The organism is Microbacterium sp. (assembly GCF_047607465.1).
Lineage (GTDB): Bacteria > Actinomycetota > Actinomycetes > Actinomycetales > Microbacteriaceae > Microbacterium.
Genome location: NZ_JASGCY010000046.1, coordinates 1 through 12,829, shown reverse-complemented (window position 1 = coordinate 12,829; position 12,829 = coordinate 1). Strand labels below are relative to the sequence as shown.

At 67.1% G+C, this 12,829-nt stretch carries 14 protein-coding genes; 12 read left to right on the top strand and 2 right to left on the bottom strand.

All coding sequences use genetic code 11. The features are described 5' to 3' along the window. Positions 1-44 precede the first annotated feature (44 nt). Entirely contained in the window at positions 45-1,628 is a 1,584-nt protein-coding gene (locus QM568_RS05665; RefSeq protein WP_415136705.1) for an RICIN domain-containing protein, read from the top strand. A gap of 78 nt (positions 1,629-1,706) precedes the next feature. On the opposite strand, the gene QM568_RS05660 is transcribed toward QM568_RS05665, so the two are convergent. Continuing rightward, entirely contained in the window at positions 1,707-2,195 is a 489-nt protein-coding gene (locus QM568_RS05660) for a YajQ family cyclic di-GMP-binding protein (protein WP_415136703.1), read from the bottom strand. Positions 2,196-2,313: 118 nt separating this feature from the next. On the opposite strand from QM568_RS05660, the gene QM568_RS05655 reads away from it, so the two are divergent. From QM568_RS05655 to QM568_RS05630, 6 genes are all read left to right on the top strand, one after another. Continuing rightward, positions 2,314-2,646 (top strand): PadR family transcriptional regulator, encoded by a 333-nt coding sequence (locus QM568_RS05655; RefSeq protein ID WP_415136701.1) that lies wholly within the window; start codon positions 2,314-2,316, stop codon positions 2,644-2,646. After that, a complete protein-coding gene (locus QM568_RS05650; protein WP_415136699.1) occupies positions 2,643-3,416 on the top strand; it encodes a hypothetical protein in 774 nt (257 codons plus the stop codon). The genes QM568_RS05655 and QM568_RS05650 overlap by 4 nt, the downstream gene beginning before the upstream one ends. Positions 3,417-3,732: 316 nt before the next feature. Further along, positions 3,733-3,888: a hypothetical protein gene (locus tag QM568_RS05645; protein ID WP_415136697.1), complete on the top strand. Its 156-nt coding sequence runs from the start codon at positions 3,733-3,735 to the stop codon at positions 3,886-3,888. Positions 3,889-3,986: 98 nt separating this feature from the next. Beyond that, the gene (locus QM568_RS05640; protein ID WP_415136695.1) at positions 3,987-4,940 is read left to right on the top strand and encodes an ABC transporter; all 954 of its coding nucleotides are present in this window, start codon (positions 3,987-3,989) and stop codon (positions 4,938-4,940) included. Between the two features lie 8 nt (positions 4,941-4,948). Beyond that, on the top strand, positions 4,949-5,440 hold the full coding sequence (locus QM568_RS05635; protein ID WP_415136693.1) for a hypothetical protein: 492 nt from the start codon (positions 4,949-4,951) through the stop codon (positions 5,438-5,440). Between the two features lie 35 nt (positions 5,441-5,475). Next, positions 5,476-6,123, top strand: coding sequence for a spermidine/putrescine ABC transporter substrate-binding protein (locus QM568_RS05630; protein WP_415136691.1), 648 nt, complete (start codon positions 5,476-5,478; stop codon positions 6,121-6,123). Between the two features lie 50 nt (positions 6,124-6,173). Here QM568_RS05630 and QM568_RS05625 read toward each other — a convergent pair whose 3' ends face one another. Further along, positions 6,174-7,676, bottom strand: coding sequence for a UxaA family hydrolase (locus QM568_RS05625; RefSeq protein ID WP_415136689.1), 1,503 nt, complete (start codon positions 7,674-7,676; stop codon positions 6,174-6,176). Here QM568_RS05625 and QM568_RS05620 point away from each other — a divergent pair. From QM568_RS05620 to QM568_RS05600, 5 genes are all read left to right on the top strand, one after another. Then, positions 7,563-8,093, top strand: coding sequence for an SCO7613 C-terminal domain-containing membrane protein (locus QM568_RS05620; RefSeq protein ID WP_415136687.1), 531 nt, complete (start codon positions 7,563-7,565; stop codon positions 8,091-8,093). The two genes, QM568_RS05625 and QM568_RS05620, sit on opposite strands and share 114 nt — an antisense overlap. A 186-nt stretch (positions 8,094-8,279) precedes the next feature. Then, complete coding sequence (locus QM568_RS05615; RefSeq protein WP_415136685.1) at positions 8,280-9,584, top strand: ABC transporter substrate-binding protein; 1,305 nt, start codon at positions 8,280-8,282, stop codon at positions 9,582-9,584. A gap of 111 nt (positions 9,585-9,695) precedes the next feature. Further along, positions 9,696-10,634, top strand: coding sequence for a carbohydrate ABC transporter permease (locus QM568_RS05610; protein ID WP_415136683.1), 939 nt, complete (start codon positions 9,696-9,698; stop codon positions 10,632-10,634). After that, the gene (locus QM568_RS05605) at positions 10,627-11,436 is read left to right on the top strand and encodes a carbohydrate ABC transporter permease (RefSeq protein WP_415136681.1); all 810 of its coding nucleotides are present in this window, start codon (positions 10,627-10,629) and stop codon (positions 11,434-11,436) included. The genes QM568_RS05610 and QM568_RS05605 overlap by 8 nt, the downstream gene beginning before the upstream one ends. Positions 11,437-11,593: 157 nt before the next feature. Beyond that, positions 11,594-12,640: a LacI family DNA-binding transcriptional regulator gene (locus tag QM568_RS05600; protein WP_415136679.1), complete on the top strand. Its 1,047-nt coding sequence runs from the start codon at positions 11,594-11,596 to the stop codon at positions 12,638-12,640. Positions 12,641-12,829: the final 189 nt, after the last annotated feature.

Below are 12,829 nucleotides of genomic sequence, written 5' to 3'. Positions count from 1 at the left end.
GTCGTCTACTACGATGTAGAAATTCGAGTCACAATGGAGTGATTATGACCTTTTCTGCTGACCCGCCCGCCCGGCCGCCCCGCACGCTGCGCCGGGTTATTGCAAGAATCGGATCTGCTGTCGCCGTAGTCGCGGTAGTGCTCGGTGGCATGAGCGCCCCGGCCGCCGTCGCCGAGACCTTCGGCGTATCGACGATGTACACGCCGCCTGCCGCCGCTCCTACGCCGAAGGTGCTGTATCCCCGGGCGATCACGCTGCAGAACGGCACCATGCTCGCCAGCTTCGAGCAGTACACCAACGGCACACCAGTGCTGCCCATTTTCCGCAGCACCGACAAGGGCCGCACGTGGACTCGGATCTCGAGCGTGCGTGACACGGTCAATGGATGGGGTCTTCGCTACCAGCCTCAGCTCTTCCAGTTGCCGAGTGCTATCGGAAACTATCCTGCCGGCACGATCATCGCCGCGGGAAACTCCATCCCGAACGATCTCTCGGAGACGAAGCTCGACGTGTACGCCAGCACGGACGGCGGGTACACCTGGAGTTTTGTCAGCAGTATCGCGCGGGGCGGGGTCGCCTTGCCGAACAACGGTGAGACTCCGGTGTGGGAACCCTTCTTCGTCTTCGCCAACGGAAAACTGAGCGCGTTCTACTCCGACCAGCGAGACCCCGCCTACGGGCAGAAGATCGTTCACCAGACGACTAGCGATCTCACAACGTGGGGAGCGGTTGTCAACGACGTCACCAATTCGCGCTACTCCGACCGCCCTGGCATGCCCGTCATTACCAAGCTGCCCGACGGGCGGTACATGATGACCTACGAGAACGGCGGGGCTGCGGAGGGATACTTCTCTGTCTACTACAAATTCTCAACTGACATCGAAAGCTGGGGCAACAAGAGCACCCAAGTGCTGCGCACGACCGACGGCATCGTGCCGACGGGCTCTCCGTACGTAACCTGGATTCCGTCGGGTGGGCCGCAGGGCACGATCGTCGTGTCGGCGAGCAGCTCCTCCGACCTGTTCCTCAATACCAGCGGCGGCGCCAAGAACACGTGGACCCGCGTGCCGATACAAGTGAGCGCAGGGTACTCACGATCGCTCACGGCTATGCCGGACGGCCGCACGGTATTCGTCATGAACGCGGGGAGCCTCGGCGGGAACAACACTGTCACGTACGGGGCTGTCGACCTTGGCTCCTCCATCACCTCCGGCGCGACTTACACTGTCGCAAACCGCAGCAGCGGCCTCGTCCTCGGCGTCGAAGGTGGCGGCAAGAACGTCGGAGCGGGCGGGCTGCAATGGACCGATAACGGAACCCCCGACCACAGTTGGACCTTCGAGCGTCAATCAGACGGCTATTGGCTGATCCGGAATCGCAACAGCGGTCTCGTCCTGGGCGTCACCGGCAAGTCACGTGACAACGGCGCGCGCACCCTGCAATGGAGCGACAACGGCACTCTCGATCACGAATGGGTGATCGTTCCCTTCCCTGGGGGCGGTTTCGCGATCAGCAATCGGGTCAGCGGGAAGCGTCTCGAGATTGGCAACGCTTCCACTGCAATTGGAGCGGCGGCGATCCAGTGGGAATATACAGCTCACCCTTGCCAGGCCTGGATCCTTCGGTGAGCATCAGTTGCGTACCGCGGTGCAGTCGTCCCGAGACCCGTCTTCGCTGGTGACACCGTGTGGGAGGGTGTGCAACAACTACCGGTAGTTGACGAACTGCAGGTCGACGTCGAGGTCGCTGCCCTTGAGGAGAGCGATCACGGCCTGCAGATCGTCGCGGCTCTTGGACTGCACGCGCAACTCGTCGCCCTGGATCTGGCTCTTCACGCCCTTCGGGCCGTCATCGCGGATGATCTTGCTAATCTTCTTCGCATTCTCCGAGGAGATTCCGTCTTTCAGGCTTGAGACGATGCGGAACTCCTTGCCGCTGGCGAAGGGCTCGCCTGAGTCCAAACTCTTCAGCGAGATGCCCCGCTTGATGAGCTTCGACTGGAACACGTCGAGGACGGCCTTGGCGCGCTCTTCTGAGTTCGCCTTGATGAGCACCTGCTCGCCGCTCCACTCGATAGACGCACCGGTGCCCTTGAAGTCGTAGCGCTGCTCGATCTCCTTGTGGGCCTGGTTGAGAGCGTTCTGCGCCTCCTGGTGATCGACTTTCGAGACGATGTCAAAGGAACTGTCAGCCATGCGGAGAGTCTACCGACAGCGCTGATCCATCAGGGCGTCATCGCGAGCGTCGAGCCCGTCGGCATCGACACGCAGACCCTCGTGGCGGGCGCGAGCGCGAGCTGGTACCTTGTCATGCATGACAGCGGATGCCGGCGCGCAGTTGCGCAAGGGCGTGGTCGAGTACTGCGTGCTCGGGCTGCTCGCCGACGAGCCCAAGTACGGGTGGGAGCTGTCCGAGGCGCTCGTCGAAGCGAACCTCATCGCCAGCATCGGCACGCTGTATCCGCTGCTGGGACGCCTGCGCGACAACGGCTGGGTCGTGACCTTCGACCAGCCGTCCGGCTCTGGACCCGTGCGTAAGTACTACCGGCTGACCGCCGAAGGGCGCGCGCAGCTCGACCGGTTCCGCGCGCAGTGGGCGCCTTTCGCGCGCACGGTCACCGCACTGATCGGAGAGGGACGAACATGACGGATGCTGAAGCCGCACGTCTGCGCGAGGACTACCTCGCACGGCTCGACGACGCGATGGGCGCGCTGCCCTACGGCGTCGCCGGCGACCTGCGGGCGGGGATCGCCGAAGAACTCACCGGCATCGACGCGGACGCCGTCTCGGCGCGGATAGCGCAACTCGGAGACCCCGCGGCGATCGCCCGCGCCGCCGCCGACGCCGGAGGGGACGACGCCGGGCCCGGCGGCCCCGCTGCACCTGTCGCGGATTCCGTGCAGACACCTGCGCCGACGGTTCCGTTCGCAGCGTCCGGGTCTGGGCGGTCGGCTGCGGATGCTCCGGGCGCTGCCTCCGCGCCGGTATCCGGTTCTGCGTCGGCATCCGCCACCGTTGCGCGGGTCTCGACGATCGCTCCGGCATCCGCCGCCGCCGTGCCGCAGCCCTCCGTGACCTCGTCGCGCGGATTCGCGATCGCGGCGGCGCTCGTGCTCGGCTTCGGCGGCTTCGTCGTGCCGGCCGTCGGCTGGGTGGTCGGCATCGCGCTCGTGCTCCTGAGCACCGTGTGGAGGCGCGGCGAGAAACTCGTCGCCATCATCGGCCCGTTCGTCGTGATCGCGCTGTCGGCTCTGCTCTCCTTCGTGCTGTCGCGTGTGATGGGTGACGATGCGGGATCCGATCCGGTCAACCCGCTGGTTCCGACCTTCGGCGTGCACCATGTGCTGTTCCTCGTCGCGTTCCTGCTCATTCCGGCATCCGGTCTCTGGCTCCTCTGGCGGATGCGTCGTCGCTGACCCCCCACCCCCGCCACGCCCCCTGCCCCCGCCCCCGCCCCCGTCCCCTGCCCCCGCCCCCGTCTCCTCGCCGAGAAACCACTTCCGTCCCGAAACATCCCCTCTCCAGTGGTGTCTGGTGCGGCAAGTGGTTTCTCGCCCTGAGTTGGCTGGGTAGACAAAGTGAGAAACCACTTCTGTCGTGAGACACCACTGCACACGTGGTGTCTCGGGCGGCAAGCGGTTTCTCGGCGCGAAGGGTTGGGGGAGGGGGAGATGGGGGGAAGGGGGTGTGTGGTTCCGACGAGGATGACGCGAGGGGGGTAGCGTGAGCGGCATGAGCGCACAGGTCGGGGGACGCAACCGCGCGATCAGCTGGATCGCCGGGGTGCTGTGCGTGGGCGTCATCGCCGCCCTGGTGTGGTTCACGCTGCCCCTCGTGCCGGTCATGGCGCAGTTCGTGGGAGACGGGCTTCGCAACATGGGGCAGTGACGCGGCATCCGCTCTCCGACACGACGGCACGCCTCCGCCGCCGCGCGAACACGCGGCGGTAGCCTCGTAGTGATCACATCCGATGAGAGGTGCACCCCATGAGTGACCCCGAGGTTTCGCAGTCCGAGCAGCCGCACGACGTGAACGACGTCGTAGACAGCGCGAACGCCGGTCTCGACGCGGCCGCGGCGGCGAGCGCGGCCGTCGGCGGCGACAGCGACGAGCGCACGGAGACGGATGCCGTCGACTCCGACCTCGCGGCTTTCGAAGCGGCCGAGCGCGACCACCCCGGCACGTTCTCGACGCCCGCGCTGAACGCGGTGCACGAGAGCGCGGGCGACGACACCGAGACCCGCATCGTCCCCTCCGAGCCCGTCGCCACCGTGGCCGACCCCACCGTGGCCGACGCCCTGGTCGTCGAGCCCGTGACGACGAGCCCCGATCCGGTGCTCGCCCCGCCCCCCGTGGTCGCCCCGCTCCAGCAGCAGCAGCCGATCTTCGTGCAGGCCCCCGAGCCGCCCCGCGACCGCGGCAACCGCGGCACCGCAGGCGTCATCGGCCTGCTCGCCACGCTGTCGTTCGCGATCCTGTACCTCGGTACGATCCTGGGCCTCGGCGCCCTCGTCGGCGACGTCACCGGCGAGAACATCGCCGACGCCGCCCTCGCTCCGCTGACGACGGTCGGCTTCTGGACCCCTGTCGTGATCTTCTTCCTCGGGTTCTGGCTGCTGGGCGCGGTCATCAACCGCGGACCTTGGGGTCGTTGGGTGATCCTCGGCATCTTCGTCGGCTTCATCGCCTACGGCGGGCACATCCTCGGGCAGCTGCTCGCCGCCCCGTTCTGGAGCCTCACCGCCTCCGAAGGCGTCGAATTCGTGAACGGCCAGCTGCTGGCGCCGCTCGCGATCGCCGCCTTCGTGTTCGGACGCGAGCTCACCATCTGGTTCGGCGCGTGGGTCGCCCGCAGAGGCGCTCGCAAGAACGAGATCAACGCCGAGGCGCAGCGCGAGTACGAGCGCACCCTCGACGCGGGGCCGACCCTCGCCCGCTGAGTGACGACATGACCACGCCGGACCCCCGCGAGCCTCAGGCTGCGAGGGTCTCGGCATCTCTGGCGCTCGTGCTGGCCACGATCGGCTTCTTCGCCCTCGCGGTGTTCGGGCTCGGTGCGTTGAGCTTCTCTACGGATGCCGACATCATCGCGGTGCCCGATCTCGGCCAGGCGCCGGGGGCGGCGGGGATGCTGGTCGCGGTCGCCGTGTTCGCCCTGTCGCTGCGCGCGGTGGTGCGTGCACGGCATCCGTCCTACCTGCCGGTGGTGACGATCGCGCTGACGACCGGTCTCGCGCATCTGGCGGCGGTGTGGGCGGCGGTGACGGTCGGCACGGGCGACGCGGTGATCGCGACGGTCGTCGTCGGCGATCTCGTGCGCAAGGGGGCGAGTGCGGTGATCGTGCTCGCGGCGGTCGTGGCGTCGTGGGGTGCCGTGGCGCTGCGGCGCACCAGGGCGCAGCATCCGCGGTGGCCGTGGGAGGAACACGACGCGGAATAGCCGGCGACGCGCCGGGCGCGCCGTACGCTTGAGGGGTGGAGCGCTCTCTGGAGACGCAGGTCGCTCAGGCCGTCGAGGCCTGGCTGCGTTGGGTGCCGCGCTGGGAGCCGGCCACCCACCGCGGTCGCTTCGCGCCCTGCCGGCGCTGCTTCGGCTCTCCCATCCTGTCGGCGGCGGGCATCGCCTCGAACACCCCGCACGGCGTCCAGCACGGCCTGTCGACGCGCATCAAGGCGATCGTCGATGCGGCGGTCGCCGAGTACACGGCGAAGAACCTGCCGATGCTGCAGAGCGAGCTCGATCAGCAGGCGACCCGCAACCGCTCGCGCAGCTATCGCCCGAGCGAGAACCTCGACCCGGAGTTCGACGGCCTGCCGCTGGACCCCGATCCCGTGCCGGGGGCGCCGTTCCTCTTCACGATCGCGGGTCTCGCCGACGATGCAGCGGAGGAGCTGCCGCCGTTGCCGCCGCTGAGCGACGAGGCGAAGGCGGCGCTGCGTCAGGAGGTCGCCCTGGCCGACGAGTACGCGAACCTGGTCGGGCGCGAGATCTGCGGCTTCCTGCTGCGGCACCGGTTGCAGATCCAGGCCGCCATCTCACAGCACGTCGAGCCGCAGATCGAGGCGATGCTGGCCGAGCTCACCGAATCGCTGGACTCTCCTTTCGGCCCCGAGACCCTCTGACGCCGCCGAGACCCTCTGACGCCGCCGAGACCGTCACACCGCCGAGACCGTCACGTCACCGACCCGAGCTGCCACGGCACGAACTCGTCCTGCCCCAGGTCGAGGTCCTCGCTCACCGACATCTCGCCGGAGGCGACGCGGAGGATCCGCTCGAAGATCTCCTGGCCGACATCCTCGATCGAGTGCGTGCCGCCGACGATTCCGCCGCAATTGATGTCGATGTCCTCGCGCTGACGGTTGAAGAGCTCCGTGTTCGTCGCGAGCTTGATCGACGGGCTCGGCTTTCCGCCGAGAACGGAGCCGCGCCCGGTCGTGAAGCAGATGACCGTCGCGCCGCCGGCGATGAGACCGGTGACCGAGACCGGGTCGTACCCAGGGGTGTCCATGAAACCGAGCCCAGGCGTGTCGATGCGCTGCGCATACAGGTACACGGCCGCGAGGTCGGATTGCCCGGCCTTCGCGACGGCGCCCAGCGACTTCTCCAGGATCGTCGTGAGCCCGCCCGCCTTGTTCCCGGGGGAGGGGTTGTTGTCGAGCGTGCCGCCGCCGGTCTCCACATACCGCTGCCACCAGTCGATGCGGTCGAGCAGCTGCAGGGCGACCTCGGGGGAGACGGCACGGCGGGTGAGCAGGTGCTCGGCGCCGAACACCTCCGGCGTCTCGGCCAGCACCGAGGTGCCGCCGTAGGCGGCGAGCAGGTCGGAGGCGTAGCCGAGGGCGGGGTTCGCCGTGATGCCGGAGTAGCCGTCGGAGCCGCCGCAGTTGAGCTCGAGGACGAGGTGGCTCACGTCGCATTCGACCCGCTCGGCCTCGCAGCGATCGAGCATGCGCGTGATCGCCGCGACGCCGGCGCGCACGGACGCGCGGATGCCGCCGGATTCCTGGATCGTCAGATGCTCGAGCACGGTGTCGGGGGAGAGGTCGAGCGAGGAGACGAGCGAGTTCACGGTCAGCATCTCGCACCCGAGGCCCAGCACGAGGATGCCGGCGAAGTTGGGGTGCTCGGCGTAGCCCTTCAGGGTGCGCTCGAGCGTCTGCGCACCCTCGGACTGTGTGACCAGTCCGCACCCGGACGTATGGGTCAGCGCCATGACGCCGTCGATGTGCGGGTAGTCGGCCAGCACGCTGCGGGGGAACTGCGCCGCGATCATGCGCGCCGTGCTGGCCGAGCAGTTGACGGAGGTGACGATGCCGATGTAGTTGCGGGTGCCGACCCGGCCGTTCGCGCGGCGGTACCCCAGGAAGGTGGGGCGGGGGCCGGGCGGGGGAGCTTGCTCGTGGTGCACGCCGCCCAGCTCGCGCGGCCGCTCGGTGAGGTCCATCCGCACGTTGTGCGTGTGGACGTGGCTGCCGGCGCGGATGGGGATGCTGGCAACGCCGATCGACTGCCCGTACTTGCGGATCTGCTCGCCTGCGGCGATGTCGACGAGTGCGATCTTGTGTCCGCGATCGCCTTCGTCACCGCGATCGTGGCGTGGAGTCCGCGTGAGCTGCGGGTCGAGTGGTTCTCGCTGCCGCTCGGCGCGTTCCTGCTCGCCGCCGGTGCCCTGCACCTGAGGGGCGCGAGCGCGGAGGGGCGGCAGGGACGCCTCGGCGCGTGGCCCGCCGGCTTCAGCGGGTCCTGGGCGCTGCTCGCCCCCGGCATCGCCAGCATGATGAGCGCCTCGATCGTCTCGACGTTCACCGATCCGCTCACCTGGCGGGCCATCCTGGTGATGCTCCTCGCACTCGTGGCGATCCTCGTCGGCTCTCGCGGGCGACTCGCTGCCCCCTTCCTGATCGGCCTCGTCGTGCTGCCGATCGAGAACGTGTTCGTGTTCTCGGTGCAGATCGGCAGGGGCATCGAGTCGATGCCCTGGTGGATCACTCTCGCCGTGATGGGCGCCGTGCTGCTGATTATCACGGTGACCGCGGAAAGGCGCACAGGGGAGAGCGGTTTCGTCGCCGCACGCGTCGGGGATCTGCGCTGAGTCGAATCGATGCTTGCCATCAGTGGTACAGCGCTGTACCAACATCACCTCCGAAGGCGAAGGATCATGTGGCAATGACCGTCTCCCGCAATGCCCGGGATGACGAATCGTGATCGTTCCTCTCGCAACGACGAGTGGTGTGGCGCCGCGTCGGCGCACAGCACACGACCAGAGTAGGGAATCACAATGAAGCGAATCACCAAGGGCGCAGCGCTGATGCTGGCCCTCTCCGTTCCGCTCACGCTGGGTCTCAGCGGATGCACCGGCCCCAGCGAAGGCGACGGCGGAGAAGGCAGCGACGATCAGACGCTCACCGTCTGGGCCTGGGATCCGGCGTTCAACATCGCCGCTCTCGAGGCTGCGGAGAAGATCTACCAGGAGGACCACCACGACTTCGAGCTCGACATCGTCGAGACGCCGTGGGAGGACCTGCAGACGAAGCTCACGACGCTGGCGCAGTCGCGTCAGCTCGATCAGCTCCCGGACATCTTCCTCATGCAGAGCAACGCGTTCCAGAAGAACGTCATCAACTACCCCGATCTGTTCAGCGAGATCTCGTCCGACGCGGTGGACTTCAGCGAGTTCCCGGAGTCCGTCGTCGACTACTCGAGCGTCGACGGCGTGCACTACGGCGTCCCGTTCGACTCCGGCACCGCGATCACGGCGCTGCGCACCGATGTGCTCGAGCAGGCCGGCTACACCATCGACGACTTCACCGACATCACGTGGCCGGAGTTCATCGAGAAGGGCTCCGACGTGCTCGCCAAGACCGGTCACGCCCTGCTGTCGGGTCAGGCCGGTTCCTCCGACATGATCATGATGATCCTGCAGTCCGCCGGCGCCAGCCTGTTCGACGCCGACGGCAACCCGACCATCACCGACAACGACGCCCTGCTCGAGGCCATCGACGTCTACGCGCAGCTGGTCGAAGCCGGGATCTTCGTGGAGGTGAACTCCTGGGACGAGTACATCGGCTCGTTCGTGAACGGCGACGTGGCAGGCACCATCAACGGAGTGTGGATCGTCGGCTCGATCCAGAGCGCAGAGGACCAGAGCGGCTCGTGGGCCGTCACGAACCTCCCCAAGCTCGCGGGAGTCTCCGGTGCGACCAACTACTCGGCCAACGGCGGATCGTCATGGGGGATCAGCGCAGAGGCTGACGTCGACCTCGCCACCGACTTCCTCGCGTCGACCTTCGCGGGCTCGAAGGAGCTCTACGACGAGATCCTGCCCTCCACCGGAGCCGTGGCGAACTGGGTGCCTGCGGGCGATAGCGACGTCTACTCGCAGCCCAGCGAGTTCTTCGGCGGCCAGGCGATCTTCGCCGACGTCGTGACCTTCGGCGCTGAGGTGCCCAGCAACAACACGGGCGTCTACTACTACGAGGGCCGCGACGCCGTCAGCGCTGCGATCACCCAGATCCTCAGCGGCGCGGACCCGGCCACGGCGCTCGAAGAAGCGCAGGCGAACGTCGAGTTCGCGATGAAGTAAGCGCGATCCGGCCTGGGAGGACTCATCCTCCCAGGCCGGACGCCCGCTCCCTGCAGACGACCAAGAAGGCGAGACCCGACGTTGACGACGACCTCCCCTCATCGCGCACGCATGAGAAAGCGGCGATCCGACGCCCAACCGGAGACGGACGGATTCGTCGAGCGGCGCAGACCCTGGCTCTCCGGGGAGCGGCGACGCAGCCTCACCGGCTGGGGCTTCCTGCTGCCGGCGGCGCTGCTGCTTCTGGTGATGAGCTTCCTGCCGATGCTCCAGGCGCTGCTGCTGTCGTTCCAGACCGGCCGCGGCACGAACTTCAGCTTCGCTGATCCGCTCTGGTACAACTACGAGCGCCTGCTGCACGACGAGATCTTCAAGCTGGCGCTGCAGAACACCTTCATCTACCTGATCATCCAGGTGCCGATCATGCTGGTGATGGCGCTGGTCCTGGCGAATCTGCTGAACAACCCGCGCCTGCGCCTGAAAGGTCTCTGGCGAACCGCGATCTTCCTGCCGTGCGCGGTGTCCCTGGTGGCGTACTCCCTCGTCTTTCGCACGCTGTTCGCGAACGAAGGCTTCGTCAACGACGTGATTGTCGGGCTGGGCGGCACCGCGGTGAACTGGCTTGGCACGCCGGATACCGCACGCTTCGTGCTCATCCTCGGTCTGCTGTGGCGCTGGACCGGGTTCAACATGGTCTTCTACCTCGCCGCATTGCAGAACATCGACTACTCGTCGATCGAAGCCGCCCGCATGGACGGTGCCAACTCGTGGCAGGTCTTCTGGAACGTCACCGTGCCGCAGCTGAAGCCGATGATCCTGCTCACCGCGATCATGTCGACCAACGGCACGCTCCAGCTGTTCGACGAGTCGTGGTCGTTGACGCACGGCGGTCCTGCGTACACCACGATGAGCATGTCGCACTACCTGTATGAGGTCTCTTTCCTCAAGAACCCCAACTTCGGCTACGCCGCAGCGATCTCGTTCGTGATCCTCGTCCTCGTGGCCGCCCTCGCATTCTTCCAGATGAAAGTAGGCGATAAGCGTGACTGAGCGACTCCGACAGCTGCCCGGCTATGCGACTCTGGGCCTGTTCGCCGTGTTCTCGGTGTTCCCGCTGTACTTCATGGTCGTCTCGGCGACGAACTCGAGTGCCGACGTGCTCGATTCCCGGCTGCTGCCTGGGGGCGAGCTGCTGAACAACTTCACGAAGCTCATCGAGTCGCAAGACCTCGGCTCCGCGTTGTGGAACTCCTTCGCCGTGGCCATCGGCACCACCGTCGTCGCGCTGGCGGTCTGCTCGATCGCAGGGTACGGCTTCGAGGTCTTCCACTCCCGTGCCAAGGATGCGGTCATGGCCGTGCTGCTGCTGGCGATGATGATCCCCTTCGCAGCCACGATGATCCCGCTGTTCACGCTGTTCGCCGAGGCGGGGCTGGTGAACTCGATCATCGCGGTCATCATCCCGGCGATCTCGACGCCGTTCCTGATCCTGCTGTTCCGCCAGGCATCCCGGTCGTTCCCTCATGAGATCATCGAGGCGGCTCGCATCGACGGCGTCGGCGAGCTCGGGATCTTCGCGCGGATCTACATCCCGACCATGCGGTCCACGTACGCCGCTGCCGCGGTGATCACCTTCATGACCGCCTGGAACAACTTCCTCTGGCCTCGCGTGATCCTCGTCGACAACCGGGTGCAGACGATGCCGATGCTCATCGCGAACCTGAGCGCGGGATACGTGACCGACTACGGCGTGCTGATGCTGGCAGTGCTCCTCGCCTCGTTGCCCACCATGATCATCTTCCTCGTCCTCCAGCGCTCCTTCGCCGCGGGGATCACCGGAGCCATCAAGTGAGCTGCGGACTGCCCTGTGCGCGCGGCGCGGAGCGGACGCGGCAGGAGACCCGTGCTCGGCGGGCGGAACCGGTGCACCGGCTCGCACCGAGGGATCCGGGTCATCGCGGGGGATAGTGTGGGAGTGATGGCGGGTCGGATCGGTCGGAGGAGTGCTTGTGCGTGAGGCGCGGGGGAGAGCGACCCTGCACGCCGTCGCCGAACGCGCCGGAGTGTCGCTGAAGACGGCTTCGAACGTCGTGAACGGCACGGGGCGCATGTCCGACGACACGCGACGGCGGGTGCTGGCGGCGATCGATGACCTCGACTACAAGGTGAACGTCGCCGCGAGAAGCCTGACACTCGGGCGGACGAACGCGATCTCCCTGGCGGTTCCGACGCTGAAGTCGCCGTACCTCGCCGAACTGGCAGAGGCGTTCGTCGAGGATGCGCGTTCGCGCGGGTACGCGGTCTATGTGACGACCTACCCCGATGATCGCGCCGACGGCTCACGGGAGTATCTGCGAAGCTTCAACCCATACCTCAGCGACGGACTCCTCCTGTCGATGTCCGAGCAGGGCGATCTCGACGCAGACGATCTCCGCGTGAGCTTCCCGGTGGTGGCCCTGGGGTCGCGGCTCACCGGCGGCGCGGTCGACCGGGTCACGACCGACGACGTCGAGGACGCTCGTGCCGCAACGGCTTACCTCTTCTCACGCGGCAGCACGCGGATCGCGGTCGTCGGCGCCCACAGCGCATTCGACGAGTCCCGGATCTTGAACGCGACGGAGGGGAACGCGGAGCAGCGCTTGCGCGGCATCGTGCAGGCCTGCCAGGAGCAGGGTGCGCCGCTGGACCCAGCGCTGATCGCAGTGACCGGCTATGACTGGACGATCGGCGCCGGTTTCCGTGGCGCGGAGGAGCTGTTGGCCAGAGGCCGCGAGTTCGACGGTCTGCTCTGCCTCAACGACGGTCTTGCGATCGGCGCGATCTGGGCGCTGAGGGAGCACGGGCATCGGGTCCCGGAGGACATCCAGGTGATCGGGTTCGACAACATCGAGGAGGCGGCCTATCTGTCGCCCGCGCTGACCTCGATGGACTCGCGGATCGAGTGGATCGCGAAGACCGCTCTCGATCGCTTGATCGCCCGCATCGAGGGCTCTCAGGAACCGGCGGAGGACATCTGGGCTCCTTCGCGCCTGGTCCCGCGGGGGACGACCCGCTGAGTCGCGTCGATCATCTGCAGTGCCGCCCTGGAGAGGGGTGGTGACGAGACGGAACAGTCCTGCACCGTGCTTCGACAAGCGGATGCTCATTCGATGAACGGATGCCGGCAGGTGGCGGGCAGTTTGTCGGGCCGATTACCGGATGTCGGGCCGATCCGGCCCGACACGCCGGCGCACCGGCATCCGCAC